Genomic DNA, 25,004 nt, shown 5'->3' with positions numbered 1-25,004 from the left:
CCATGCCGGGTTTTCATCACGTCGAACTGTGGATCGCCGACCTCGACGCGGTGCGCGCGGAATGGCGCTGGATCCTGCACCGCCTCGGTTTCACGCTCGACAGCGAATGGCCCGGCGGTGAATCGTGGGTCGCCGGCAGCGCCTACCTCACCCTCACGACGTCTCCGAATCTGTCGGACCCGACGCACGACCGCCGGCGTCCCGGGCTCAACCATCTCGCGTTCCACGGCGGTCCGCGCGCTGCGGTCGATGCGCTCATGACGCAAGCGCCTGCCCACGGCTGGAACCCGCTCTACGCCGACCGCTATCCTCACGCCGGCGGCAACCGGCATTACGCCGGGTGGCTCGAGAACGCCTCCGGCTTCAAGGTCGAGATCGTCGCCGACCCCGGCCCCTACGCTCCGTAGTCGGGGAGTTGCTGCAGCGTCCAGGAGTTGCCGTCAGGGTCGTCGAACGACACGAACCGCCCCCAGTCCAGTTCCTGCACCCCGCGGGCGGACACCCCCAGACCCTGCAGGTGAGCGAGCGCCTCATCGGCATCCGGCACGACGACCTGGATCGTGTTCTGTCTGCCCGGCTCGAGATCGATGCCCAGGCCGGTGCCGAATGCGATCGAGCATGCCGACCCCGGCGGCGTCATCTGCACGAAGCGCAGCCCCTCGGTGGGCGTCTGGTCCCAGTCGGCGTTGAAACCGATCTTCTCGTAGAAGGCCTTCGAGCGGTCCACGTCGGTGACCGGCACGAAGATGAGTTCGATCTTCCAGTCCATCAGGCACTCCTCCCGTCGGGCGCCGTCGCCCGTCGCCCGTCGCCCCAAAGGTACGCGGGGGCACCGACATCCCACCACCCCCGAACAGAGCGTCCGAACCGACCGATGACGCCGACGTCAGATCCACCCCTTGTCGAGGGCGATGCGCACCGCCTGTGCTCGGTTCGCCGCCCCGGTCTTCCCTATCGCAGCGGAAAGGTGGTTGCGCACGGTTCCCGCCGAAAGGAACACCTCCGCGGCGATCATCGCGGCGGAACGTCCGTCCACCGCGAGCCTCAGAACCTGCCGCTCCCGATCGCTCAACGGGTTCGCACCGTCGAACAGGCTGTCGGCCGCGAGCGCCGGATCGAGCACCCGCAGGCCGGACTGCACGCGTCGCACGGCTTCGGCCAGCTCCTCGGCGGGCGTGTCCTTGACGATGAACCCGCTGGCACCGGCCTCCAGGGCGGAGCGCAGGTAGCCGGGGCGCGCGAACGTCGTCACGACGAGGATGCGCGTGCTCGCGCTCACCTCGCGGATGCGCCGAGTCGCCTCGACCCCGTCCATCCCTGGCATCTGGATGTCCATGAGGCACACGTCCGGTCGCAGCTCCTCCGCGAGGCGCACGGCTTCCGCACCATCCGAAGCCATGCCGACGACGGCGAGGTCAGGCTCCAGATCGAGCAGTGCCCCGAGCGCACCGCGAACGAGCGCCTGATCATCCGCGATCAGCAGTCGGATGCCGATGTCGCCGGTCGAGGCGTTCACCACGTCACCTCCACGCGTGTGCCCGCGTCATCCGTCGCGCCGAGCACGAACGATGCGCCGGCCGCCGCCGCACGCTCGCGCATGCCGCGGATGCCGTTGCCTTCCGTCGTGCGCATACCCACTCCGTCGTCCTCCACCACCAGTCGCCCGGGCAGCAGCAGGACCCGAACCGTGCGAGCCCGTGAATGCCGGAGCGTGTTCGTGGTCGCCTCACGCAGGATCCAGCTCGCGGTGAGCGCCTGCACCGGTGACAGCACGCTCGGCTCCCCCTCGACCTCCAGGGCGATGTCCGCCGCCCGGAACGAGTCTCGAGACGAAGCGAGCTGTTCGACGAGCGTGGTCCCCCGGGTGCCGGACACCGTCGAGCGGACACCGGCGATCGCCTCGGCGGTGAGGCGCTCGATATCGGCCAGCTCGGCCTTGGCTCGCTCCGGGTCGGAGTCCATCAGCCGCCGCACCAGCTGCGCCTTGAGCCCGACGACCGTCAACGAGTGCCCGATCAGGTCGTGCACATCGCGCGCCACCGCTTCGCGCCCCTCGCTGGTCGCGAGCTCGAGGCCGAGCCGCTCCGCCTCCGCCGAGCGCAGGATGAGCCAGGTCGAGACCGTGTTGACCACGCCGAGCAGTGCCACGATCGCGAGGACCGACAGGTAGTTGATCCCACCGGGAAGCAGGAAGACGCACAGCGCTGTCACGGTGACAGCGGCGATCGTCGTGATCCAGTGCCACACGCGCGTCAGCCCGTAGGAGGCGAACGACATGATGAAGGGCAGGAAGCTGAGGGCAGCTCCCCCCTCGGCCGGCACCGAGATCAGCACGCACACGATGAGGGCCCCGAACGTGATCCACTGCCTCCGCGAGGGCGTGCGGCCGAGCCCGCCACCGCCCCGCATGCCGTGCATGAATCCGGTCACGTACAGCGCGACGAATGCGACCAGTGCGACCCACCCCGCGCTCACCCACGCGATCGACGCGTCCGAGCCCAGCAGCGCGATCACCGGATAGACGAGGAACACGAGCCAGATCACGGCCATCAGCCAGCCGAATCGCGCCCACGGGTCCTTTCCCGCATCGCGGCGCGCCCCGGGAGCCGCCCATGCCGCAGGGGCCGCGCCCGCGGCCGCGAGCTTCGCGGCATCGTGGGCGGGCCCCGGCGTCTCCGGACGCTCCGGGTTCGTGTGTCGCGTCATCCGTCCAACCTACTGTCGCGGCGCGCCGCCGTCGGGGCCGTCACTGCCTCGCCCGGGAGCGCTTCATCCCCATCATGACGAGAAGGGCGAACAGCGCGAGCCAGACGGCGACGTTGAGGAACAGCATCCACAGCGGGTCGGTCTGCCCTGTCGTGAGCACCCCGTCAGTGAGAGGCCACCGACTCAGGGCGACGAAGCCGTACAGGGGGGTGAAGCGGGCGATGTCGAGCATCACACCGTCGAGCGGCATGAAGACGTTGCCGAAGAACGCGAAGAACGTCATCGAGATCGAGGCGAGGGCCGCCGCCGAGTCGGAGCTGAAGAACAGTCCGACACCGAGGCCGAAGAGCCCGTACATGAGGCCGATCCCGAGGATGATGCCCGCCGTCGCGACCCAGCGCCAGGCGTCTTCCGCCGCGGCACCGGTCATCGTCCCCGCGGTGAACACCGCCACCAGTGCCAGCGCCGCGAAGGCGACGGCGGTGAGCAGCTTCGTCAACGCGTACCCTGCCGTGGTGAGCGGGGTCATCGCGAGTTGACGCCCCCATCCCTGTTTCGCCTCGGTCGCCGCGAGCGACGTGAGTGAGCTCATCGCGACCGCCGTGCCGTAGGCGGCCATCGAGGTCATGACGTAGAACGAGACGTTCCCATGACCGGCCGAGAGCGATCCGTAGCCCATCCCGGCTCCGAACAGCAGATACATCGCGACCGGCATCGCCAGGGTGAACGCGAGCGTGTAGGGGTTGCGCAGCTGGCGGACGCCTTCGATGCGCAGCATGGTGGGTGAGACGAGCATGTCAGTTCTCCGTAAGAGCTGTGAAGGCGGTTTCGAGGGTGGGCGCGGCGATCTCCAGGTCGTGGGCGCCGCCTTCGAGCAGGATGCGGGCGGCGGCATCGGAATCCGCGGCGCGCAGGCTCAGGCGATCTCCGTCGAGCCGCACGCCGGCGACGCCATCGGTCGCACTCAGCACGGTGACGAGCGCCGCCGCATCCTGGTCGACCGTCGCCGAGACGGTCCGCTCCCCGAGGCTGGCGCGCAGCAGCGCCGTGGGGGCGTCCGCGACCACCGATCCGCGATGCATCACCACGGTCCGCCGGGCGAACTGCTCCGCCTCCTCGAGGTAGTGCGTGGCGAAGACGATCGTGCGCCCGGCATCCGCATCCGCGCGCATCACGTCCCAGAAGTGGCGTCGGGCCGTGACGTCCATGCCGGCCGTGGGTTCGTCGAGCACCAGGATGTCGGGGTCGGAGACCATCGCGAGCGCGAACTTCACGCGCTGCTGCTCACCGCCGGAGCACTTCGAGACACGCCGACGGGCGAGGTGCTCGAGGTCGGCACGCGCCATGACATCGGGCACCCGACCGAGTGCCTCTGCACCGTAGAGGGAGGCGATGAGGCGCACGGTCTCTCCGACGGTCAGGTCTCCGAGCAGCCCGCCGGTCTGCAGCACCGCCCCGATCGCACCGCTCGAGGTGGCGCGGTCCGGTGTCACCCCGAGCACCCGGACGGAGCCGCTGCTGGGCTCCGTGAGCCCGAGGAGCATGTCGAGCGTGGTCGTCTTGCCCGCGCCGTTCGGCCCCAGCAGCGCGACGACCTCACCGCGCCGAATCGACAGGTCGACCCCGTCGACGGCCTGCACCCGGCGGTCGCCGGTGCCGAAGTGTCGTTTCACGGCGCTCAGTTCGAGCACCACCGGGTCGTCGTCCGGAGCAGCGGATGCCGGTCGGGCGGTGACCCGCGTCGCCGTCCCGTCAACAGAGGAGTTGTTCATGCCTCCAGCCTCGTCCGCTGAGGCCGTGCGTGCCGGAGGGCAGTGTCATCTCCTCGACGTGACACGTGTCATGTCCAGGCGCGCCGCCGCCCCGGGAGGAGAACTCACCCTCGGGCGGAACGACCGGGGCCGACCCTCCGCCCGTCGAGGAGATCTCCGCCCGACACGGAGCGGAGCCCGGGACCTCAACGCGCCGGAAGCAGCGCCGCCTCGAGGAAGTCGGCCAGCTCGGTCGTGTCATGCAGCGGCAGGATCGCCGCCACGTACTGGTCTGGCCGCACCACGACCACCACCCCGTCGCGCGAAAGCTCCCGCGCGGCGAAGATGTCGGTCTCGGTCCACTTGCTGGGACCAGCCGCGTACACCTTCTCCCAGTCGGTGAGTCCGAGCGGCCCGGTCTTCGGCTGGAACAGCGCGGGGGCCGAGGTGACCTCGACCTCTTCGAACGGCTGCTGATAGACCGCCTTGACGTCGAAGACCGCATCGACGTCGGCGTCCTCCGGCGTGAAGCGTGCGAACAACGGCTCCGCGTTCTCCGCCCACGCGGCGAGCGCCTCAGCGGTGCGGTCGCCGAATGCGTACACGCGCCAGCGGCCGTCGGCCTTCGCGTGGTGCCCGAGGTGCACGACGTTGCCGTCGCCGACGCGCACCACCTCGGCCGACTTGAACCGCTTGCCCAGCGGGTAGCCCGTGGCGAGCGCCTGGTGCGCGTCGGTGCCGGTGATCATCGACGAGGTGTACTGCGTCATGAATCCGGAAGGGAACTCGGCCGTGGCGAGGTAGTAGGTCGCCAACTCGTTGGGGTCGGAGATCTCCTCGGGCTTTCGAGCCATGAGGCTCGACCACTCGCGGTCGAAGTCGATCAGCTGCTGGGCCACGGGCCGCCGCTCCGCGCCATACGTGGCCAGCAGGGCTTCCGGAGCGCGGCCCGTCAGTACCGACCCGAGCTTCCAGCCGAGGTTGAAGCCGTCCTGCATCGACACGTTCATGCCTTGGCCCGCCTTGGCGCTGTGCGTATGGCAGGCGTCGCCGGTGAGGAACACCCGGGGGGTCCGTCCCGAGCCGTCGATCACGTCGTCGAAGCCGTCGGTGACCCGGTGGCCGACCTCGTACACACTGTGCCAGGCGACTTCGCGCACGTCGAGCGTGTACGGATGCAGGATCTCGTTCGCGCGGCGGATGATCTCCTCGATGGGCGTCTGCCGCACCCGGTGGTCATCGTCCTCGGCGACTTCACCGAGGTCGATGTACATGCGCGAGAGGTATCCGCCCTCTCGCGGGATGTGCAGGATGTTGCCCGCTTCGGAGTTGATCGCGCACTTGGTGCGCCAATCCGGGAAGTCGGTGTTGACGAGCACGTCCATGACGCCCCAGGCATGAGCGGCCGAGGCCCCCACGTGCGTGCGTCCGATCGCCTGACGCACACCGCTGCGGGCGCCGTCGCACCCGGCGACGAACTTGGCGTGCACGGTGCGCTCCTCGCCTGCCCGCTCGCCTGCGACGTAGCGGATGCCGACCTCGACGGGGTACTCCCCCTCGTCGTGCACCGTGAGGCCGGTGAACTCGACCCCGTAGTCGGGGACGATGCGCCCCGGTCCGTTCGCCGCGGCCTCGGCGAAGTAGTCGAGCACGCGGGCCTGATTGACGATCAGGTGCGGGAACTCGCAGATGTCGTAGGCGTAGTCGGAGGTGCGCGAGGTGCGGACGATCTCGCCGCGCTTGTCGGGGTTCGGTCCCCAGAAGTTCATCCAGCCGATGTTGTACGCCTCCGCGACGATCCGCTCCGCGAATCCGAACGCTTGGAACGTCTCGACGCTGCGCGGCTGGATGCCGTCGGCCTGACCGAGCGGCAGGCGTCCGTCGCGCTTCTCGATGATGCGGGTGGAGATGTCCGGGTACTGCGCCATCTGGGCGGCGAGCAGCATTCCCGCAGGCCCCGATCCGACGATGAGCACGTCGATCTCGTCGGGGAGGTCGGCGGTGCGGTCGGCGCCGATGCCCGCGGCATCCTGCACGCGCGGGTCAGCGGAGACGTAACCGTGGTGGTGGAACTGCATCGTCGTCGATTCCTTCCGGACGTCATCGTCGGGTGTTGTCTGTGTCGGAGCTGGCCGATCCGGTGTTGCACCCGGAACCCTCGTGTTCTATATTCGAACAAGGAGTTCTACTATTGAACACAGCCTAAACCGCGCCGTCCGTGATCGCAAGGGAGCCCGCATGCCCGACAGCACGACCACCTCCCCCGCCTCGCAGACTCTCAGCCGCGGCATCCGCATCCTCGAGGTGCTGTCCGATGCCAGCGGCCCGCTCACGATCGACGAGATCGCGTCCCGTCTCGGCGTGCACCGCTCGATCGCGTATCGCCTGCTGCGCACGCTCGAAGACCACGGGCTGGTCACGCGCGACGCCGCAGGCGCCGTGAGTCTCGGGGCGCGCATGGCAGCGCTCGCGGCCGGGGTCGCCCACGACCTGCAGGCCGAGGCGCTTCCCGAGCTCACGGCGATCGCCAACGAGCTCGGCATGACATGCTTCCTCGCCGTCCTCGACGGCACCGAGTGCATCACGCTGGCCAGCGTCGAACCGCGGCATGCCGTCGCAAGCGTCGCGCAGCGACCGGGAGCCCGGCACCCCGTCACCGTCGGCGCACCGGGCAAGGCGATCCTCGCGCAGGTCGCGGAGGGAGACTGGCCCGCAGCGGTCCCGTCATCGCTCCCCGCCGACGTCGATGCGACACGCAGCCGCGGTTATGCGACCAGCCACGACGAGGTCATCCCCACCGTGCAGTCCGTCGCGGTCCCGCTCGCCCTCCGCGGACAGCGCCCCGCGGCGATCGCCGTCGTGCACGTCGCCACAGACCTCGACGATGCCGAGATCGCCGCACGACTGCAGCGCTCGGCAGCCGTCGTCCGCGAAGCCCTCGACGGCTGATCCGCCTTCCGCCTCCCCTTCGCTCCACACGAAGGCTCCGGCCTCGCCCCACACGAAGGCTCCGGCCTCGCCACACACGAAGGCTCCGGCCTCGCCACACACGAAGGCTCCGGTCGCACTTTCTGTCGGCCCCTGTGACAGCAGGCGGCAGAGAGTGCGACCGGAGCGTGGTCGCATCCTGCGGAATCAGGCCTTGGCGAGTCCGTAGATCGGGCTGACGGACTGCTCCTCCTCGTGGTCGGGGCCCAGCGGGATGCCCGAGCGGTCGCGCAGCAGCAGGGTGGCGACGAGACCGAGCACCGTCATCCCCGCGAGATACCAGGTGACGGCCTGCGTCGACCCGGTCGCGCTCACGATGGCCGTGGCGATGGTCGGCGCGAAGGCCCCACCGGCGATCGCACCGATGGCATACGAGATCGAGACGCCCGAGAACCGGATGCTCGCCGGGAACAGCTCGGCGTACAGCGCCGCCTGCGGGCCGTACGTGAAGCCGAGACCGACCGTGAGGATCGCGAGCCCGGCGAACAGCAGACCGATCTCACCGGTGTTGACGAGCGGGAACAGCGTGAACACACCGACCAGCTGCAGCACCCATCCGACGATGTACGTCGTGCGGCGACCGATGCGGTCGGACAGCCAGCCGGCGAGGAGAGTCGTGAGCAGCCAGGTGACCGCCGAGCCGGCGACCGCCCAGAGCACCGGACCGCGCTCGAGGCCGATCGGCCCTTCGGGGTTGGTGGCGTAGCCCTGGATGTACCCACCGGTGGTCATGTAGCCCACGGCGTTGTTACCGGCGAAGACGAACGCAGCGATGATCACGAGCAGCAGGTGCTTGCGGAACAGCTGGGCGATCGGCATCCGCGCCTTCTCCTTGCGCGCGGCGAGCTCGGTGAACACCGGGCTCTCCTCGACCTTGCGGCGCACGTAGTAGCCGACGAGGATCAGCACCACGCTGAGCAGGAACGGCACGCGCCAGCCCCAGACCGCGAACTGGTCACCGGGGGCGATCACCGTCATCAGCGCCATCACCCCCGAGGCGAGCAGCAGGCCGAGGGGCACACCGATCTGCGGCGATGCGCCGAAGATGCCGCGCTTCTTGCGCGGAGCGTGCTCGACCGCCATCAGCACGGCGCCACCCCACTCGCCACCGGCGGAGATGCCCTGGATGATACGGAGGAGCACCAGCAGGATCGGCGCCATGATGCCGATCGTCTCGTAGGTGGGCAGCAGACCGATGAGCGCGGTCGCGGCCCCCATCAGGATCAACGTCCACATCAGCACGGTCTTGCGTCCGAGCTTGTCGCCGTAGTGGCCGGCGAGGAACGCGCCGAGCGGGCGGAAGAGGAAGCTCACGCCCACCGTGGCGAAGGCGATCAGCGCACTGTCGGCCCCGAGGGGCTCGAAGAACAGCTGTCCGAACACCAAGCCGACGGCGGTCGCGTAGATGAAGAAGTCGTACCACTCGACGGTGGTGCCGACGACGGTGGCGAACACGACGCGGCGCCGATCGGCCGCTGTCGCGATGGTTCCGGTGGGGGTGAACCCAGCCTGTGACTGCCCACTCATGGGGTGTCTCCTTTGGTTGTGACCGCATTGTCACGGCGTGCAGCGGAGCGGATCCGAAGTGCTTGCCGAGGGGTGAACCGATGATATATGATTTCGAATACGACGCACAAGGCGTCTCGCACGACATCGCAGACGAGCGCAAGGAGGCGCCCCGTGACGGCCCCCATCACCCGCCCCGGCAAGATCATCGCGATCCACCTGAGCTATGCCTCTCGCGCCGACCAGCGCGGCCGACGCCCCGCATCCCCCTCCTACTTCTTCAAGCCGGCCAGCTCCGTCGGCGTCTCCGGAGGCACCGTCGAGCGCCCGGCCTGCACCGAGCTGCTCGCGTTCGAAGGGGAGATCGCCCTCGTGATCGGCACGCCCGCCCGTCGGGTCTCCCTCGACCGGGCCTGGGACCACGTGGGCTGGGTCACCGCCTCGAACGATCTCGGGCTGTACGACCTGCGTGCGAACGACAAGGGCTCGAACGTCCGCTCCAAGGGCGGCGACGGCTACACTCCCCTCGGCCCCGACCTGATCGACGCCCGCACGGTCGACCCCGCCGCCCTCCGGGTGCGGGCCTGGGTCAACGGCGAGCTCCGCCAGGACGACACCACCGCCGGACTCATCTTCCCGCTCGCGCAGCTCGTGGCCGACCTGTCCCAGCACTTCACCCTCGAGCCCGGTGACGTGATCCTCACCGGCACTCCCGCCGGCTCGTCCGTCATCGTTCCCGGCGACGTCGTCGAGGTCGAGGTAGACGCTCCGGATGCCCCGGGAGCTCCGACCTCGGGGCGGCTCCTCACCACCGTCACGCAGGGCGAGACTCCTTTCGACGGCGACCTCGGTTCGCTCCCCGCCGTCGACGACCTGCAGCGCACCGAGGCCTGGGGCTCCCGCGAGGAAGCGGGCCTACCACACGTCGAGAAGACTCCCGCTCTCTCCCCCGAACTGCGCGCCAAGCTCCTCGAGGCGCCGACGGCCGGGCTTTCCGCCCAGCTCCGCAAGCGCGGACACCACTCCTGCTTCATCGACGGGGTATCGGTGAACATCCCCGGCGCCAAGATCGTCGGCACCGCGAAGACGCTGCGCTTCGTGCCGTACCGAGAAGACCTCTTCACGTCGCACGGGGGCGGGTACAACGCGCAGAAGCGCGCCTTCGACGCGGTGGAAGACGGCGAGATCATCGTGATCGAGGCCAGGGGCGACGCCACGACCGGTACGCTCGGCGACATCCTCGCCCTGCGCGCGAAGGTTCGTGGGGCGGCCGGCGTGGTCACCGACGGCGGGGTCCGCGACTTCGACGCCGTGGCCGAGATCGGTCTTCCCGTGTTCTCGCAGGGCGCGCACCCCTCGGTGCTCGGCCGCAAGCACGTGCCGTGGGACGTGGATGTCACGATCTCCTGCGGCGGCGCGACCGTGCAGCCCGGCGACGTCATCGTCGGTGACAGCGACGGCGTGATCGTCATCCCGCCCTCCCTCGCGGAAGAGGTGGCCGCTGATGCCGTCGCGCAGGAGATCGAAGACGCCTGGATCGCCGAGCAGGTCGCCGCCGGCCACCCGGTCGACGGACTGTTCCCCCTGAACGCCGAGTGGCGCGCCCGCTACGAGGAGGCCGTCTCGGACCGGAGCGCGGCCGACCGGAGCGCACGATGACCACGACGGCGGCCAGCAAGTCCGAAGTGGCGTACGAGTGGCTGCGCTCGCGCATCACGGGGCACATGTTCAGCCCCGGTTACCGTCTGGTGCTGGGCTCCATCGCCGAAGACCTCCAGATGAGCGTCGTTCCCGTGCGCGAGGCCATCCGCCGCCTCGAAGCCGAAGGGCTCGTCACTTTCGAGCGCAACGTCGGAGCGCGCGTGACCCTCGTCGACGAGAGCGAGTACGCGCACACCATGCAGACACTCGGCCTCGTCGAAGGCTGTGCGACCGCACTCTCCGCTCCCCTGCTCGATGAGGCCGCCCTCGATGAGGCGGCCCGCATCAACGAGCGGATGGCGCAGATGCTCGACCATCTCGACGCCCATGCCTTCACCGAACTCAACCGCCAGTTCCACTCGGTGCTGTTCGAGCCGTGCCCCAACCCGCATCTGCTCGATCTCGTGCACCGCGGATGGTCGCGACTCTCCGGCATCCGCGACACGACGTTCGCGTCGATCCCCGGACGCGCCCAGCACTCGGTCGAGGAGCACACCGAGATCCTCGACCTCATCCGCGCGGACGCCGACCCGCTCGAGATCGAACTCGCCGCCCGCAACCACCGCTGGCGCACCATGGACGCGTTCCTCGACGCGCTGCACACCCGTTCCGCACAGACGACTTCCGCACAGACGACCGGAGAAATCTCATGACCGAATCGCGCATCCCCGCCGACCTCCCCGACCACATCCAGCACTACATCGACGGCGCTTTCGTCGACTCCGTCGATGGAGACACGTTCGATGTGCTCGACCCGGTCACCAACCAGACCTACACGACGGCCGCCGCCGGCAAGAAGGCCGACATCGAGCTCGCGGTCGCCGCCGCGAAGCGCGCGTTCGACGAGGGCCCCTGGCCGCGCATGCTCCCCCGCGAGCGTTCACGGGTGCTGCACAAGATCGCCGACATCGTCGAGTCCCGCGATGCGCGTCTGGCCGAGCTCGAGTCGTACGACTCCGGTCTCCCGATCACGCAGGCGCTGGGCCAGGCCCGTCGTGCCGCCGAGAACTTCCGTTTCTTCGCCGACCTGATCGTGGCGCAGTCCGACGACGCCTTCAAGGTGCCAGGGCGCCAGATGAACTACGTCAACCGCAAGCCCATCGGCGTGGCCGGCCTCATCACGCCCTGGAACACGCCGTTCATGCTCGAGTCGTGGAAGCTCGGTCCTGCGCTCGCGACCGGCAACACGGTCGTGCTGAAGCCTGCGGAGTTCACGCCGCTCTCGGCTTCCCTCTGGGCGGGCATCTTCGAGGAGGCAGGACTCCCGAAGGGCGTCTTCAACCTCGTGAACGGCCTCGGCGAAGACGCGGGCGACGCGCTCGTGAAGCACCCCGACGTGCCGCTCATCTCGTTCACGGGCGAGAGCTCGACCGGGCAGCTGATCTTCGGCAACGCCGCTCCCTTCCTCAAGGGCCTGTCGATGGAGCTCGGCGGCAAGTCGCCCGCCGTGGTCTTCGCGGATGCCGACCTCGAGGCCGCCGTCGACGCCACGATCTTCGGCGTCTTCTCCCTCAACGGAGAGCGCTGCACCGCCGGCTCCCGCATCCTCGTCGAGCGCTCGATCTACGAGGAGTTCGTCGAGCGCTACGCCGCACAGGCGAAGCGGGTCAAGGTCGGCTACCCGCACGACCCGGAGACCGAGGTCGGTGCGCTCGTGCACCCCGAGCACTACGACAAGGTCATGAGCTACGTCGAGATCGGCAAGACCGAGGGGCGTCTCGTCGCCGGCGGCGGCCGCCCCGAGGGTTTCGAGGAGGGCAACTTCGTCGCGCCGACCGTGTTCGCCGACGTCTCCCCCGACGCCCGCATCTTCCAGGAGGAGATCTTCGGCCCAGTCGTCGCGATCACGCCGTTCGACTCCGACGAGGAGGCGCTGTCGCTCGCGAACAACACCAAGTACGGTCTCGCCGCCTACATCTGGACCAACGACCTCAAGCGCGCGCACAACTTCGCGCAGTCGGTCGAGGCCGGCATGGTGTGGCTCAACAGCAACAACGTGCGCGACCTCCGCACCCCGTTCGGCGGTGTGAAGGCGTCGGGCCTCGGCCACGAGGGCGGCTACCGCTCGATCGACTTCTACACCGACCAGCAGAGCGTGCACATCACGCTCGCCTCCACGCCCCACAACCCGACCTTCGGCAAGAACTGACCCCACTGTCTCGTTCCGGTCGCACTTCCTGTCGCCCCGCCGGCGCAGATGCGACAGCAAGTGCGACCGGAACCCTCACGCAAGGACGCTGACATGACACACCGCGACGACATGACCCTGACCTCCTCGGGCTTCTACGTCTCCCAGGAGGCGCCGATCCGCTCGGACAACCCCATCGCGACGCCGCAGAGCTCGCCCCCGGACATCCTCCGCTGTGCGTACATGGAGCTCGTGGTCACCGACCTCGCAGCCTCCCGCCAGTTCTACGTCGACGTGCTGGGGCTGTACGTCACCGCGGAGGACGACGAGGCGATCTACCTCCGTTCGACCGAGGAGTTCATCCACCACAACCTCGTGCTGCGCAAGGGCCCGATCGCCGCCGTGGCCGCCTTCTCGTACCGGGTTCGCACTCCGGAAGACCTCGACCGTGCGGTGGAGTTCTACACCGAGCTGGGCTGCGATGTGCGACGCGACGAGAACGGCTTCGTCAAGGGCATCGGCGACTCGGTGCGCGTGGTCGACCCGCTCGGCTTCCCCTACGAGTTCTTCTACGCGACCGAGCACGTCGAGCGCATGTCGTGGCGCTACGACCTGCACATCCCCGGCGAGCTGGTGCGCCTCGACCACTTCAACCAGGTCACCCCCGATGTGCCGCGCGCCGTGGGGTTCATGCAGGACCTCGGCTTCCGCGTCACGGAGGACATCCAGGACGAGGAGGGCACGGTCTACGCCGCCTGGATGCGCCGCAAGCCCACCGTGCACGACACCGCCATGACCGGCGGCGACGGCCCCCGCATGCACCACGTGTGCTTCGCCACGCACGAGAAGCACAACATCCTCGCGATCTGCGACAAGCTCGGTGCACTCCGCCGCTCCGATTCGATCGAGCGCGGCCCCGGTCGTCACGGCGTCTCGAACGCGTTCTACCTCTACCTGCGCGACCCCGACGGGCACCGCGTCGAAGTGTACACGCAGGACTACTACACGGGCGACCCCGACAACCCGGTCATCACGTGGGACGTGCACGACAACCAGCGCCGTGACTGGTGGGGCAACCCCGTCGTCCCGTCCTGGTACACGGATGCCTCGCTGGTCCTCGACCTCGACGGCAATCCGCAGCCGGTCGTGGCCCGAACCGACGACTCCGAGATGGCGGTCACGATCGGTGCCGACGGTTTCTCGTACACCCGTGCGGATGACGACAAGGACATGCCCGAGTACAAGCAGGGCGAGTACAAGCTGGGCCACCAGCTCTAGGGGACGCAGATGCTGTCAGCAGAGACGATCACGCAGATCGCGGCGGAACTCGCGGAGGCCGACCGCACGCACTCCGTGATCCCGCGCATCACGGCTCGGTACCCCGAGGCCACGGTCGAGGACTCCTATGCGATCCAGGGGGTCTGGCGCGATTCGCAGATCGCTGTGGGCCGCCGACTCGTCGGTCGCAAGATCGGACTGACGTCGAAGGCGATGCAGCAGGCCACGGGCATCACCGAGCCGGACTACGGCGTGATGTTCGACGACACCGTGCACGAGTCCGGCGTCGAGATCCCGGTCGATCACTTCTCGAACGTGCGCATCGAGGTCGAGCTGGCCTTCGTGTTGAAGACGCCGCTCGAGGGCCCCGACTGCACGCTCGAGGATGCCCTCGCCGCGATCGACTACGCCGTCCCCGCGCTCGAGGTGCTGAACTCGCACATCGAGCTCGAGGGTCGCACGATCGTCGACACGATCAGCGACAACGCGGCATACGGTGCGATGGTGCTCGGCACGGTGCACAAGCGCCCCGATGAGATCGACCTGCGCTGGGTTCCCGGCGTCCTCTCGCGCAACGGCGAGATCGAGGAGACGGGTGTCGCCGCCGGTGTGCTCGGTCATCCGGCCACCGGTGTCGCGTGGCTCGCGAACAAGTTCCATCAGCACGGCGCGCGTCTCGAGGCCGGGGAGATCATCCTGGCAGGATCGTTCACACGCCCGATGTGGGTGTCGCGTGGCGACGAGGTGCTGTGCGATTACGGACCGATGGGAACAATTGCATGCCGCTTCGTCTAGACCCTTCGTTCCGCGAGCAGCTCGCGGACTCCGATCGACCCTTCGTGGGGATGTGGGTGTGCTCCGGCAGCCCCCTGCTCGCCGAGGTCGCCGCGGGGTCGGGACTCGACTGGCTCCTGATCGACATGGAGCACTCGGCGAACACGCTCGAGTCCGTGCTCGTGCAGCTCCAGGCCGTCGCCTCGTACCCGATCGCCCCACTCGTGCGGGTGCCGTCGAACGACGCCGTCTCGATCAAGCAGATCCTCGACCTCGGAGCCCAGAACCTGATCGTGCCGATGGTCTCGTCCGCAGACGAGGCGCGCGCCGCTGTTGCGGCCACCCGCTACCCACCGGAGGGAGTGCGCGGAGTGGGCAGCGCTCTGGCGCGCAGCGCGCGCTGGAACCGCGTCGATCGGTACCTGCAGGAGTCGGCGCAGCACATCTCCCTCACGGTGCAGATCGAGACGGCGGCGGGCGTCGAGGCCGCGGCGGACATCGCCGCGATCGACGGCATCGACGCCGTGTTCGTCGGACCCTCCGACCTGTCCGCGTCGATGGGCCTGCTCGGTCAACAGACCCACCCCGATGTCACGGCCGCCGTCGAGAAGGTCTTCGCCGCGGTGAAGGCAGCGGGCAAGGCCGTCGGCGTCAACGCGTTCGACCCCGCGGCAGCAGATGCCTACCTCGCCGCCGGCGCCGACTTCGTGGCGGTCGGGGCGGATGTCGCCCTGCTCGCCCGCGCGTCCGAGGCTCTGGCCGCGCGCTTCATCACCACCGACGGCTCCTCCCGCGCCAGCTACTGACCTTTCGAATCGCGCATGTGGCCGCATTTGTGGCCCCAAAGCGACCATCTGCGCGATTCGAAGGGCTCCCGCCCGTGGCAGGATAGCCAGGTGCACAGGAGCGAGGTCGTGAGGTGAGCCGCGGGCTCGCCGCGATGCAGGACCGCAACTTCCGCTGGTTCTTCCTCGCCCGCGCGATCACGATGATCGCGGGGTCGATGTCCTCGATCGCCCTCGCCTTCGCGGTCCTGGAGATCGACAACGACGCGCGATCGCTGTCCTTCGTGCTCGCCGCTTTCACGGTGAGCAACATCGTGTTCGTGCTGTTCGGCGGCGTGATCGCCGACCGCCTCCCCCGAGCCCTGATCATCCAGGCCTGTTACGTGGTCGACATCCTGTCGATCGGTACGATCGCCGCGCTGCTGTTCACCGGGAACGCCACGATCCCGCTGCTGGTGGTGCTCTCCATCGTCAACGGCGCCTCCACGGCGTTCGTGCTGCCCGCGATGCAGGGCATCATCCCGCAGCTGACGACGCCCGAGCACTTGCAGCAGGCGAACGCGATGCTGTCCTTCGTCCGCTCCGCCGTGACGATCGGCGGCCCGATCATCGCGGGCATCCTGGTCGCGACGGCCGGGCCCGCATGGGCGATGGTGGTGCAGGCCGCGGGCTGGGTCATCGCGATCCCCGTGCTGGCCCTGGTGAAGCTCCCTCCGCCGTCGCATGCGGGCGGCACCACGATGTTCCACGACCTCCGCATCGGATGGCGGGAGTTCTGGAGTCGCTCCTGGCTGTGGACGATCGTTCTGGCTTTCATGGTCATGAACGCCATCCACGTCGGCGCGTGGGGTGTCGTGGGACCGTACATCGCGAAGAACAACGACCTGCTCGGCATCACCGGTTGGGGCTGGGTCGTGAGCGCCGAGGGCGCCGGTGTGCTCCTGATGACCCTGCTCCTGATGTGGTTCCCGCTGCGACGACCACTGCGCTACGGCATGATCGGGATGGCCGCCTTCGCGATCCCCGTGACGATGCTGGGGGTGCATCCCGCCGTGGTCCTGCTCGCCATGGCCGCGTTCATCGCGGGCGCGGGTGCCGAGGTGTTCAGCACGGGGTGGAATCTCGCGATGATGGAGAACATTCCCGGCGAGAAACTCTCCCGCGTGTCGAGCTACGACATGCTCGGGAGTTTCGTCGTGATGCCCATCGGCACGCTCGTGTACGGCTGGCTGATCACGCATGCGGATCCTGCGACCGTGCTCATCGCCTCCGGCGCCCTGTACGCGGTCATCGCGCTGGCCACCCTGATGGTGCCGAGCGTCTGGCGGATGGGACGCCCCGCGAACGCGACGATCTCCGCGTGAACTAGCGGATTCATAGCATCGAGCGCAAGACTGTCGGCATGACCTTCGCCGCGCTCCAGCCCCTCGCCGACCGTGCCGCCCTCTTCGTCGCACTCCGTCAGGATGCTCTATCCGCCGCCGCCGATGCCCTCGGCGAGCACCGCTGGGACGCGGACCTGGCCGCCGGCACGCTGACCTTCACAGCCGACGCCGATCCGTCGCGACAGCTCGTGGCCCGCGCACACCTCATCGCGACGATCGCACCCGGACCCCGCTCGCTGCTGTGGGCGTGGGCGCACCCCAGCGGCGACCCGCAGGGTGTCGCGGCGCAGCTGCATGCCTACGGCAGCGAGCACGGCATCGCCGAACTCTCCACCGCCGAGGTTCCCTTCCCCGCCGATGTCTCCGGCGACGACGAATGGATCGCCCAGGCCGCCCACACGGTCGGCGGCGTCGCTGTCGAACTCACCGGACGCTCCCCGTACTACTCCGCACCGGTCGGCAACGGAACGCGCGCGGTGTTCCTGCTCGACGCTCCGCTCGCACCGCTCACGGTCGCCGATGCGGTCATCGCGTTGCCCCGGGTGCTCGCAGGCACCCGCCTCCCCGACGCCCGCACCGCGGTGTGGGACCTCGCCCGCCTCGCGGGCTGGACCCTCACCTGGACCGATGAGGCGTTCTCCGGTGCGACCGTGTCGGATGCCACAGGCGCTGCGACGTTCCGCTTCGACGAGCAGGCCCGCATCAGTGGAATCGAGAGCACCCTGCACGCACAGGGGTGACCCCTTCGGGGTCGCGGCTACCATGAGCGCATGAGCGACCTCGACCTCATCCCCGCCGGGCACATCTTCACCGCGCAGGAGATCACGGTCTTCGCCGACAGCGCGCACCGCACGCTCGACGAGGCGATCGCCGAGGCGGATGTGCTGGTGAGCTGTCCGCATGCCGGTGCCCGCATCCCCGAGGAGCTGGTGTCGTTCCTCTCCCCCGCGCTGACCAGGCGGCTGCAGTATGACTTCACCGACGTCGCGACCGACGCGATCGTGCGCGAGTGGGCCCGCAACGACCGCCGCATCGTCGCGGTCATCAACCCGCATCCGCGCCTGGTGCGCGATCCCAACCGTGCCCGACCTGTCGACATCGCCGCCGATCTGACCGAGGCCATCGGGCGCACCGCTGCGGCAGGGCCCTGGCAGAAGGTCGACCTCTCCGGTGTGGATGCGATCCGCCCCGTGACGTTCTCGTTCTTCCCGATCCTCGAGGTCCCCGACGACGATGCAGAGCTCGCTCGTCTCGTGCGTACCTTCGTCGAGGTCGGCGAGCAAGGGCTCGGTGTCTACGAGCGCACCAGGGACGACCTCACCGAGCGATTCGTGAGTGAGAAGCTCCGCACCGGCGGACGCTTCACACGACTGTCGTTCCACGACACGATGAACACCACGACGACGCGCGATGGTGCCGTCGATGTGGCGCGCGCGCCGGAGGATCGACTGCCGGCGGTGGTCGCCCTCTCGAACCGCGGTGACACCCGTGGAGACGAGCGCACCCCCGAGGATCCGCCCACCATGGACCCGGAGCGTCTTCGCGCCCTCGCCGATGCCCACCGTGCGGGCTTCCGCGTCGAGCAGCCCGATGCGGTAGCCCTCAACACCCCCTACCTCGGCAGCCAGGAGATCCGCGCCGCCCGAGCGCGCTTCCGCGAGCTCTCCGAACAGGCTGCCGAAGCCGCGCTCGAGCTCGATGCCGTGCAGGCCGAATTCCTGCGCGAGTACCTGCTCGGACCGGATGCGGTCGACGAGCTGCATCGTCCGGGAACGGACTGGGTCGACGAAAGCCCCACCCACGTGCGCGCGGTCGCCGCAGCATGTCAGCGTGCCTGGGATCTGTACCGCGCGCTCTGAGCCACGTCCTCGACCGCTCCGAGTGGATGTGGGATTCTGGTCGCATGAAGAACGGAATCGTCCGGTTCGCGGCGCTCTACGTGTTCAACGTCGCCGTGCTGCTGCTGATCGGCCTGTTGCTGCCCGGCGTCTCGGTCGGGTTGAACGCGTTGTGGGCCTCCGTCATCCTGACCCTCGCCGCATTGTTCGTCAAGCCGCTGCTCGCAGGGGCCTTCCGCACGTCCGCGGCGAAGTCGGCGGCCGAGCGCACGAAGACCGGCGAGAAGGTCGTGCAGTACGTCCTGGTGTATCTCGTCGAGCTCATCATCTGGGTGCTCACGGTGTGGCTGAGCGGTGTGCGTGCTTCCGGCTTCTGGGCCTTCGTGCTGCCGCCGCTCGCGCTGCTGTTCGGCTGGATGATCTACGACCAGATCGACGATCGGCTGCGCGCGAAGGCCGGCGAGATCTACGATTCGGTGCAGGCGCGGGTGAAGGGCGGCGCGAAGAACCCTTCCGCCGCACCCACCGCACCACCGGACTCGCCGGAGACCCGCGCCGCACGCGATGAACTCAGCGACGGGCTGACACCGGAGCAGCGACGGATGCTCGACGAACTCGGCTGATCCCGGCGCGTACGAGCCCCGGACGAGAAGAGGCGCCCTCCCGTTGCCGGGAGGGCGCCTTTCCTGTGCGGCGTAGCGGTCGTCGTCAGAGCGACCGTTCCGCAGCCTCAACGACGTTCGTCATGAGCAGTGCGACCGTCATCGGGCCGACACCACCCGGATTCGGGGAGATGTATCCCGCGACGTCGGCGACATCCGGGGCCACATCGCCGAACACGATGCTCTTGCCCGTCTCCTCGTCGGTCTCGCGCGTCACGCCGACGTCGAGAACAGCAGCGCCGGGCTTGACGTCTTCCGCGCGGATCAGGTGCTTCACCCCTGCGGCCGCGACGATCACGTCGGCCTCACGCAGATAGCGCGGCATGTCGACCGTGCCGGTGTGCGTGAGCGTGACCGTGGCATTGAGGTCGCGCCGGGTGAGCAGCAGGCCGATCGAGCGTCCGATCGTGACGCCGCGCCCGACCACCACGACGTGCTTGCCTTTGAGGTCGTAGTCGTTGCGCAGCAGCAGCTCGATCACGCCGCGTGGTGTGCACGGCAGCGGCGTGTGGATGGGGCTGTTGACGTTGAGTACGAGCCGGCCGAGGTTGGTCGGGTGCAGGCCGTCGGCATCCTTCGCCGGGTCGATGCGCTCGAGGATCGCATCGGTGTCGAGGTGCTTCGGCAGCGGCAGCTGCACGATGTAGCCGTGGCACGCGGGGTCGGCATTGAGCTCGTCGATCAGTGCTTCGACGTCGGCCTGGGTCGCATCCGCCGGCAGCTCGCGCTGGATCGAGTTCATCCCGATCGCCTCGGACTGCCGATGCTTCATGCCCACGTACAGCTGCGACGCCGGGTCGGCGCCCACGAGCACGGTCGCGATTCCCGGCGTGATCCCCTTGCTCTTCAGCGCGGTGACGCGCTCGGTGAGCTCGGCGCGGATCGCGGCCGAAGCCGCCTTCCCATCGAGGATCTTCGCGGTCATGTCTTCTTCCTTCTTTCCCTGTCGTGTCCTGCTCCTGCACCCTTGCCGCCCGCCCCTCGCCCCACTCGGCCCGTCGAGTGCACCGGTACTCGGCGAGTGCACGGCCGGTTCGCGTGAACGAGCCGTGCATTCGGCGATATCGCGTGCACTCGCGGAGCGAGGAGCGAGGAGCGAGGAGCGAGGAGCGAGGAGCGAGGAGCGAGAGGTGCTACTGCTGCAGGTCCGGGTAGAGCGGGAACGCGGCGGCGAGGGCGTCGACGCGCGCGCGCAGGGCTTCGACGTCGGCTCCGGGGAGCAGCGCGAGCGCGATGATGTCGGCCACCTCGGTGAACTCGACGTCACCGAAGCCGCGGGTCGCGAGCGCCGGGGTGCCGATTCGTAGACCCGAGGTCACCATCGGCGGGCGCGGGTCGTTGGGGACTGCGTTGCGGTTAACGGTGATGTGGATGTCGTGCAGCAGGTCCTCCGCCTGCTTGCCGTCGATCTCGGCGTCGCGCAGGTCGACCAGCACCAGGTGCACGTCGGTGCCGCCCGAGCGCACCGCGATGCCCGCATCCTTCACGTCCTGCTGCGACAGGCGCTCCGCGATGAGCTTCGCTCCGCGCAGCACGCGCTCCTGGCGCTCCTTGAACTCGGGGGTGCCCGCGAGCTTGAACGCCGTCGCCTTGGCCGCGATCACGTGCATGAGCGGGCCGCCCTGCTGGCCGGGGAACACCGCAGTGTTGATCTTCTTGGCGAGGTCGGCGTCGTTGGTGAGGATGAAGCCCGAGCGCGGGCCGCCGATGGTCTTGTGCACGGTCGAGGAGACCACGTGGGCGTGGGGCACCGGGTTCGGGTGCAGACCAGCGGCGACCAGACCGGCGAAGTGCGCCATGTCGACCCAGAGCAGTGCGCCGACCTCGTCTGCGATCTCGCGGAACGCCGCGAAGTCCATGGTGCGCGGGTAGGCCGACCAACCGGCGATGATGACCTTCGGCTTGTGCTCGATCGCGAGACGGCGCACCTCCGCCATGTCGATCGTCGAGGTCTCAGGGTCGACGCCGTAGGCGACGATGTCGTACAGACGGCCGGAGAAGTTGATCTTCATGCCGTGCGTGAGGTGGCCGCCCTGGTCGAGGGACAGGCCGAGCAGGGTGTCGCCGGGGCGCGCGATCGCGTGCAGGACCGCCGCGTTTGCCGAGGCACCCGAGTGCGGCTGCACGTTCGCGAACTCCGCGCCGAACAGGCTCTTCGCCCGCTCGATCGCGAGGGACTCCGCGACGTCGACTTCTTCGCAGCCACCGTAGTAGCGGCGTCCGGGGTAACCCTCTGCGTACTTGTTCGTAAGCACGGAACCCTGCGACTGCAGCACCGAGACGGGCACGAAATTCTCCGACGCGATCATCTCGAGGAAGGTCTGCTGGCGCTTCAGCTCGCGATCCAGAACCTGAGCGATCTCGGGGTCGACCTCGGAAAGCGGGGCGTTGAAGTAACGGTCGGTCATGATGACGTGCTCCTTTGACAACGGATTCGAAAGGGGTGTTCCTATCGGCCCAGGCGCGCGGTCGAATTCCGTGGTCAGTCGCTCCCCGGTGGTAGTCCACCCAGACGCCAGTCGCGACGGTTACGAGCATAGCCGATGAGGCGGTCCGCGCACGCTGACGTGTGGAGGACCATCGCAGAATCGATTCGACTTGGACCATTCCGCTGGGCGATTCCGACGGGTAGGTTTTGTTCATGGTCCTTCCTCATCCTCTTCCGCTCGTTCCCGCGCCCGTCTCCGCCGTCGCACGAGAGGGACGCCTGCCGATCACCGCGAAGACGCGCGTGCTCGGTCCCTCCCCCGCGACCGCTCAGCTGATCGACGCGGTCGAGCGCCGCAGTGGCATCCGCCTCTCCGTGGCCGACGAGGCCCCCGCGGACATCGAGCTGATCGTCGACCCGGCATCGTCTGCGTCGGAGGGCTACACGCTCGAGATCGGTGATCGTGCGATCATCGTGGGCGCCGACGAGGCGGGTCTCTTCTACGGCGTGCAGACGCTGCTGCAGTTGCTGCGCGAGGGCGAATCGGGCTGGGCGCTGCTCTGCGCCGACGTGGCAGACTCCCCGCGCTTCCCGCGACGGGGCGTCATGCTCGACGTGGCGCGGCACTTCTTCGGCGTCGACGATGTGAAGAAGTTCATCGACAGCACGAGCGCACTCAAGTACAACCACCTGCACCTGCACCTGACCGACGACCAGGGGTGGCGCGTGCACATCGACTCCTGGCCGCTGCTGACAGAGCGTGCTTCCGCCACCTCGGCGAACGGCGATGCCGGCGGCTTCTACACGAAGGACGACTACCGCGAGATCGTGGCGTACGCAGCCTCGCGCCACATGATCGTGATCCCCGAGGTCGACCTGCCCGGTCACACCCATGCCATCGGTGTGGCCTACCCCGAGCTCGTCGAGGCGCCGGTACTGAACGACAACCTCATCGCGGATTCCGCCCGTCTGGGCCAGCCGCTCCCCGTCGCCGGCGAGACGTACGTGGGCTGGGGCGTCGGCCACTCCAGCGTGCGCATCCACGACGAGCGCACGTACGACTTCGTGCGCGACGTGGTCCGTGAACTGGCCGAGATGACGCCGGGACCGTACATCCACATCGGCGGCGACGAGTCGCTCGGCACTCCCCAGGCCGATTTCGATCTGTTCGCCGAGCGTGCGACCTCGATCGTCGTGGAAGCGGGCAAGATCCCGGTGGCCTGGCACGAGATGGGATCCGCAGCGAACATCGCCGAGGGGACAGTCGGGCAGTACTGGGGAAAGACCACCCCCGAAGGCACGCACGCCGCGGAGGCCGCCCACTTCGTCGAACGCGGCGGTGCCCTCATCATGTCGGCGGCGAACGTCACCTACCTCGACATGAAGTACACCGAGGACTTTCCTCTCGGACTCACCTGGGCGGCGATCATCGACGTCCGCTCCGCCTACGAGTGGGAGCCCACAGCGGTCCTCGATGTGCCGGATGCCGCGATCCTCGGCGTCGAAGCCCCGCTCTGGTCCGAGACCACCCGCACGATCAGCGAGGTCGAGCAGCTCGTCTTCCCGCGCGCTGCCGCACAGGCAGAGGTCGCCTGGTCGCCGAGAGAGGCGCCGGAGCGCGCATGGGAGTCGTTCCGCGTGCGGGTCGGGTCGCTGGCGCCGCTGTGGAAGGCTGAGGGGGTCGACTTCCACCCCGCAGACGAGATTCCCTGGAGCGCACGTTGAGCACCCACTCCTCATCGACCGGTTCGCTGGTCATCCACTCCGCGCGGATCGTCGATCGCGGCGGCATCGTCGAGAACGGCTGGGTCCGCATCGAGGAGGGCATCGTGGCCGCCCGTGGGACGGGGGCGGAGTGGACGACGGCGGACGAGGTCGTCGACGCCGTGGCGGTGAGCGGTGACGGCGCCCTCCTCACTCCAGGCCTCATCGACATCCACGGGCACGGCGGTGCCGGTGCGGCGTTCGATGACGGCGTGGAGGCGATCCGCACCGGACGAGACCTTCACCGCGCGCACGGCACCACCCGTGCGGTCGTCTCGCTCGTCACGGCGTCGCTGGACTCGCTCGCCCGCAGCGTCGCCCTCATCGCGGATCTGACCGAGACCGATGCCGACATCCTGGGCTCGCACCTCGAGGGCCCCTTCCTCGACCCCGGTCATCACGGGGCCCACGAACCGTCGCTTCTTCGTCATCCGGCGGCTGCGGATGTCGCGCGCCTGCTGGCTGCCGGACGCGGCACCGTCCGACAGGTCACCATCGCACCGGAGCTCCCCGGCGGACTCGACGCGATCCGGCAGATCGTTGCGGCGGGCTCCGCGGCTGCGGTCGGCCACACGGATGCGGATGCCGCGATGGCTGTCGCCGCGTTCGAGGCGGGAGCCTCCATCCTCACCCACGCGTTCAATGCCATGCCGGGTATCCATCACCGCGCTCCGGGGCCCGTGCTCGCGGCGGCCTCCGATCATCGCGTGGTGCTCGAGGCCATCGCCGACAACGTGCACCTGGACCCGCACGTCGTCAAACTCGTGTTCGACTCCGCCCCGGGGCGGGTGGCGCTGATCACCGACGCGATGGCGGCCGCCGGGAGCGCCGACGGCCACTACGATCTCGGAGCGGTGAGCGTCACGGTGCGCGATGGCGTGGCGAGGGCTGACGACACCGGATCGATCGCCGGATCGACGCTGACTCAGGATGTGGCCCTGCAGCGGGCGGTGCAGGCCGGCGTGTCGCTGCCCGAAGCCGTCCGCGCGCTCACGGAGACGCCGGCACGGGCGATCGGACGCGATTCCGCTCTCGGCAGCCTGGCCGCCGGGATGCTCGGCGATGCCGTGCTGTGGGATGCGGAGCTGCGCGTCGCGCGCGTGTGGTCAGGACCACGGCTGCTCGTCTGAGACGGCGCCGCGCGCGACGCGCAGCTCTGCGCTCTCCGATCATGCATAGGTGATGGGGCGGGAGGCCGCCGTTCCCCAGATCGGCGGCCTCGTTCCCCCTCGTGAGACGGGCGGCCGGGCTCTCCTCCCCCGAGGATCCCGACCTGCCCGACCGGTGCGAATACCCCCCCGCACCAGTGC

General features: G+C 68.9%; 23 protein-coding genes and 1 riboswitch. Of the genes, 14 read left to right on the top strand and 9 right to left on the bottom strand.

Annotated features, from left to right (window positions below; genetic code table 11):
* Nucleotides 1–2: 2 nt before the first annotated feature.
* Nucleotides 3–407 carry a VOC family protein gene (locus ACIQLD_RS17100; RefSeq protein ID WP_402609915.1) on the top strand — a complete coding sequence of 135 codons (405 nt, stop codon included), beginning with the start codon at nt 3–5 and terminating at the stop codon, nt 405–407.
* On the opposite strand, the gene ACIQLD_RS17095 is transcribed toward ACIQLD_RS17100, so the two are convergent.
* The 6 genes from ACIQLD_RS17095 to ACIQLD_RS17070 all read right to left on the bottom strand — a co-directional run bounded on the left by ACIQLD_RS17095 (nt 395) and on the right by ACIQLD_RS17070 (nt 6,535).
* The gene (locus tag ACIQLD_RS17095) at nt 395–769 is read right to left on the bottom strand and encodes a VOC family protein (RefSeq protein ID WP_402609913.1); all 375 of its coding nucleotides are present in this window, start codon (nt 767–769) and stop codon (nt 395–397) included. The genes ACIQLD_RS17100 and ACIQLD_RS17095 overlap by 13 nt on opposite strands.
* A 117-nt stretch (nt 770–886) precedes the next feature.
* On the bottom strand, nt 887–1,519 hold the full coding sequence (locus tag ACIQLD_RS17090; protein ID WP_402609911.1) for a response regulator: 633 nt from the start codon (nt 1,517–1,519) through the stop codon (nt 887–889).
* The gene (locus ACIQLD_RS17085) at nt 1,513–2,706 is read right to left on the bottom strand and encodes a sensor histidine kinase (RefSeq protein ID WP_402609909.1); all 1,194 of its coding nucleotides are present in this window, start codon (nt 2,704–2,706) and stop codon (nt 1,513–1,515) included. Before ACIQLD_RS17085 ends, ACIQLD_RS17090 begins: the two co-directional genes overlap by 7 nt.
* A gap of 40 nt (nt 2,707–2,746) precedes the next feature.
* A complete protein-coding gene (locus ACIQLD_RS17080) occupies nt 2,747–3,502 on the bottom strand; it encodes an ABC transporter permease (RefSeq protein WP_402609907.1) in 756 nt (251 codons plus the stop codon).
* Between the two features lies 1 nt (nt 3,503).
* Nucleotides 3,504–4,478 carry an ABC transporter ATP-binding protein gene (locus tag ACIQLD_RS17075; protein WP_402609905.1) on the bottom strand — a complete coding sequence of 325 codons (975 nt, stop codon included), beginning with the start codon at nt 4,476–4,478 and terminating at the stop codon, nt 3,504–3,506.
* A 185-nt stretch (nt 4,479–4,663) separates the two neighbouring features.
* On the bottom strand, nt 4,664–6,535 hold the full coding sequence (locus ACIQLD_RS17070) for an FAD-dependent monooxygenase (protein ID WP_402609904.1): 1,872 nt from the start codon (nt 6,533–6,535) through the stop codon (nt 4,664–4,666).
* Nucleotides 6,536–6,695: 160 nt separating this feature from the next.
* Between ACIQLD_RS17070 and ACIQLD_RS17065 the strand changes: the two genes are divergently transcribed.
* Nucleotides 6,696–7,406, top strand: a complete 711-nt coding sequence (locus ACIQLD_RS17065) for an IclR family transcriptional regulator (RefSeq protein WP_402609902.1) — start codon at nt 6,696–6,698, stop codon at nt 7,404–7,406.
* 186 nt (nt 7,407–7,592) lie between these two features.
* On the opposite strand, the gene ACIQLD_RS17060 is transcribed toward ACIQLD_RS17065, so the two are convergent.
* Nucleotides 7,593–8,972 (bottom strand): MFS transporter, encoded by a 1,380-nt coding sequence (locus ACIQLD_RS17060; protein WP_402609900.1) that lies wholly within the window; start codon nt 8,970–8,972, stop codon nt 7,593–7,595.
* Between the two features lie 153 nt (nt 8,973–9,125).
* Here ACIQLD_RS17060 and ACIQLD_RS17055 point away from each other — a divergent pair, with 153 nt between their 5' ends.
* The 10 genes from ACIQLD_RS17055 (at nt 9,126) to ACIQLD_RS17010 (ending at nt 19,463) form a co-directional block, all read left to right on the top strand.
* Nucleotides 9,126–10,610 carry a fumarylacetoacetate hydrolase family protein gene (locus ACIQLD_RS17055; RefSeq protein WP_402609898.1) on the top strand — a complete coding sequence of 495 codons (1,485 nt, stop codon included), beginning with the start codon at nt 9,126–9,128 and terminating at the stop codon, nt 10,608–10,610.
* The gene (locus ACIQLD_RS17050) at nt 10,607–11,305 is read left to right on the top strand and encodes a GntR family transcriptional regulator (protein WP_402609896.1); all 699 of its coding nucleotides are present in this window, start codon (nt 10,607–10,609) and stop codon (nt 11,303–11,305) included. The genes ACIQLD_RS17055 and ACIQLD_RS17050 overlap by 4 nt, the downstream gene beginning before the upstream one ends.
* Nucleotides 11,302–12,801 (top strand): 5-carboxymethyl-2-hydroxymuconate semialdehyde dehydrogenase, encoded by a 1,500-nt coding sequence (gene hpaE / locus ACIQLD_RS17045; RefSeq protein ID WP_402609894.1) that lies wholly within the window; start codon nt 11,302–11,304, stop codon nt 12,799–12,801. Before ACIQLD_RS17050 ends, hpaE begins: the two co-directional genes overlap by 4 nt.
* A gap of 93 nt (nt 12,802–12,894) precedes the next feature.
* The gene (hpaD, locus tag ACIQLD_RS17040; RefSeq protein WP_402609892.1) at nt 12,895–14,058 is read left to right on the top strand and encodes a 3,4-dihydroxyphenylacetate 2,3-dioxygenase; all 1,164 of its coding nucleotides are present in this window, start codon (nt 12,895–12,897) and stop codon (nt 14,056–14,058) included.
* 9 nt (nt 14,059–14,067) lie between these two features.
* The gene (locus ACIQLD_RS17035; RefSeq protein ID WP_402609890.1) at nt 14,068–14,853 is read left to right on the top strand and encodes a 2-keto-4-pentenoate hydratase; all 786 of its coding nucleotides are present in this window, start codon (nt 14,068–14,070) and stop codon (nt 14,851–14,853) included.
* Nucleotides 14,838–15,638: an aldolase/citrate lyase family protein gene (locus ACIQLD_RS17030; RefSeq protein WP_402609888.1), complete on the top strand. Its 801-nt coding sequence runs from the start codon at nt 14,838–14,840 to the stop codon at nt 15,636–15,638. Before ACIQLD_RS17035 ends, ACIQLD_RS17030 begins: the two co-directional genes overlap by 16 nt.
* A gap of 113 nt (nt 15,639–15,751) precedes the next feature.
* Entirely contained in the window at nt 15,752–16,981 is a 1,230-nt protein-coding gene (locus ACIQLD_RS17025; RefSeq protein ID WP_402609886.1) for an MFS transporter, read from the top strand.
* Nucleotides 16,982–17,019: 38 nt separating this feature from the next.
* Nucleotides 17,020–17,742 carry a DUF6882 domain-containing protein gene (locus tag ACIQLD_RS17020; RefSeq protein WP_402609884.1) on the top strand — a complete coding sequence of 241 codons (723 nt, stop codon included), beginning with the start codon at nt 17,020–17,022 and terminating at the stop codon, nt 17,740–17,742.
* A gap of 30 nt (nt 17,743–17,772) precedes the next feature.
* Nucleotides 17,773–18,861, top strand: a complete 1,089-nt coding sequence (locus ACIQLD_RS17015) for an N-formylglutamate amidohydrolase (RefSeq protein WP_402609882.1) — start codon at nt 17,773–17,775, stop codon at nt 18,859–18,861.
* A gap of 44 nt (nt 18,862–18,905) precedes the next feature.
* Nucleotides 18,906–19,463 carry a hypothetical protein gene (locus tag ACIQLD_RS17010; RefSeq protein WP_402609880.1) on the top strand — a complete coding sequence of 186 codons (558 nt, stop codon included), beginning with the start codon at nt 18,906–18,908 and terminating at the stop codon, nt 19,461–19,463.
* 85 nt (nt 19,464–19,548) lie between these two features.
* Here the strand turns inward: ACIQLD_RS17010 and ACIQLD_RS17005 are convergent, their stop codons facing one another.
* Together ACIQLD_RS17005 and glyA are read right to left on the bottom strand one after the other, a co-directional pair.
* Complete coding sequence (locus ACIQLD_RS17005) at nt 19,549–20,427, bottom strand: bifunctional methylenetetrahydrofolate dehydrogenase/methenyltetrahydrofolate cyclohydrolase (RefSeq protein ID WP_402609878.1); 879 nt, start codon at nt 20,425–20,427, stop codon at nt 19,549–19,551.
* A gap of 208 nt (nt 20,428–20,635) precedes the next feature.
* Nucleotides 20,636–21,910 (bottom strand): serine hydroxymethyltransferase, encoded by a 1,275-nt coding sequence (glyA, locus tag ACIQLD_RS17000; protein WP_402609876.1) that lies wholly within the window; start codon nt 21,908–21,910, stop codon nt 20,636–20,638.
* Nucleotides 21,911–21,950: 40 nt separating this feature from the next.
* Nucleotides 21,951–22,035: riboswitch (ZMP/ZTP riboswitch) on the bottom strand.
* A 108-nt stretch (nt 22,036–22,143) separates the two neighbouring features.
* Between glyA and ACIQLD_RS16995 the strand changes: the two genes are divergently transcribed.
* Both ACIQLD_RS16995 and nagA read left to right on the top strand, forming a co-directional pair.
* Nucleotides 22,144–23,655 carry a family 20 glycosylhydrolase gene (locus tag ACIQLD_RS16995; protein ID WP_402609874.1) on the top strand — a complete coding sequence of 504 codons (1,512 nt, stop codon included), beginning with the start codon at nt 22,144–22,146 and terminating at the stop codon, nt 23,653–23,655.
* Nucleotides 23,652–24,824 (top strand): N-acetylglucosamine-6-phosphate deacetylase, encoded by a 1,173-nt coding sequence (gene nagA, locus ACIQLD_RS16990; RefSeq protein ID WP_402609872.1) that lies wholly within the window; start codon nt 23,652–23,654, stop codon nt 24,822–24,824. The genes ACIQLD_RS16995 and nagA overlap by 4 nt, the downstream gene beginning before the upstream one ends.
* Nucleotides 24,825–25,004: the final 180 nt, after the last annotated feature.

The sequence above is a fragment of the Microbacterium sp. NPDC091662 genome (assembly GCF_044756705.1).
In the GTDB taxonomy this organism is placed as follows: domain Bacteria; phylum Actinomycetota; class Actinomycetes; order Actinomycetales; family Microbacteriaceae; genus Microbacterium.
The sequence above is the reverse complement of the archived record's forward strand: the minus strand, read 5'-3'. Positions and strand labels throughout refer to the sequence as shown.

What these genes read in the sequence shown, in the direction of transcription:
- ACIQLD_RS17080 (WP_402609907.1), bottom strand. Translation starts at nt 3,502, where the DNA reads ATGCTCGTCTCACCCACCATGCTGCGCATCGAAGGCGTCCGCCAGCTG.
- ACIQLD_RS17050 (WP_402609896.1), top strand. Translation starts at nt 10,607, where the DNA reads ATGACCACGACGGCGGCCAGCAAGTCCGAAGTGGCGTACGAGTGGCTG.
- glyA (WP_402609876.1), bottom strand. Translation starts at nt 21,910, where the DNA reads ATGACCGACCGTTACTTCAACGCCCCGCTTTCCGAGGTCGACCCCGAG.
- ACIQLD_RS17100 (WP_402609915.1), top strand. Translation starts at nt 3, where the DNA reads ATGCCGGGTTTTCATCACGTCGAACTGTGGATCGCCGACCTCGACGCG.
- ACIQLD_RS17020 (WP_402609884.1), top strand. Translation starts at nt 17,020, where the DNA reads ATGACCTTCGCCGCGCTCCAGCCCCTCGCCGACCGTGCCGCCCTCTTC.
- ACIQLD_RS17075 (WP_402609905.1), bottom strand. Translation starts at nt 4,478, where the DNA reads ATGAACAACTCCTCTGTTGACGGGACGGCGACGCGGGTCACCGCCCGA.
- ACIQLD_RS17010 (WP_402609880.1), top strand. Translation starts at nt 18,906, where the DNA reads ATGAAGAACGGAATCGTCCGGTTCGCGGCGCTCTACGTGTTCAACGTC.
- ACIQLD_RS17085 (WP_402609909.1), bottom strand. Translation starts at nt 2,706, where the DNA reads ATGACGCGACACACGAACCCGGAGCGTCCGGAGACGCCGGGGCCCGCC.
- ACIQLD_RS17060 (WP_402609900.1), bottom strand. Translation starts at nt 8,972, where the DNA reads ATGAGTGGGCAGTCACAGGCTGGGTTCACCCCCACCGGAACCATCGCG.
- ACIQLD_RS17095 (WP_402609913.1), bottom strand. Translation starts at nt 769, where the DNA reads ATGGACTGGAAGATCGAACTCATCTTCGTGCCGGTCACCGACGTGGAC.
- ACIQLD_RS16995 (WP_402609874.1), top strand. Translation starts at nt 22,144, where the DNA reads ATGGTCCTTCCTCATCCTCTTCCGCTCGTTCCCGCGCCCGTCTCCGCC.
- ACIQLD_RS17030 (WP_402609888.1), top strand. Translation starts at nt 14,838, where the DNA reads ATGCCGCTTCGTCTAGACCCTTCGTTCCGCGAGCAGCTCGCGGACTCC.
- ACIQLD_RS17005 (WP_402609878.1), bottom strand. Translation starts at nt 20,427, where the DNA reads ATGACCGCGAAGATCCTCGATGGGAAGGCGGCTTCGGCCGCGATCCGC.
- ACIQLD_RS17065 (WP_402609902.1), top strand. Translation starts at nt 6,696, where the DNA reads ATGCCCGACAGCACGACCACCTCCCCCGCCTCGCAGACTCTCAGCCGC.
- hpaE (WP_402609894.1), top strand. Translation starts at nt 11,302, where the DNA reads ATGACCGAATCGCGCATCCCCGCCGACCTCCCCGACCACATCCAGCAC.
- hpaD (WP_402609892.1), top strand. Translation starts at nt 12,895, where the DNA reads ATGACACACCGCGACGACATGACCCTGACCTCCTCGGGCTTCTACGTC.
- ACIQLD_RS17015 (WP_402609882.1), top strand. Translation starts at nt 17,773, where the DNA reads ATGAGCGACCTCGACCTCATCCCCGCCGGGCACATCTTCACCGCGCAG.
- ACIQLD_RS17035 (WP_402609890.1), top strand. Translation starts at nt 14,068, where the DNA reads ATGCTGTCAGCAGAGACGATCACGCAGATCGCGGCGGAACTCGCGGAG.
- ACIQLD_RS17070 (WP_402609904.1), bottom strand. Translation starts at nt 6,535, where the DNA reads ATGCAGTTCCACCACCACGGTTACGTCTCCGCTGACCCGCGCGTGCAG.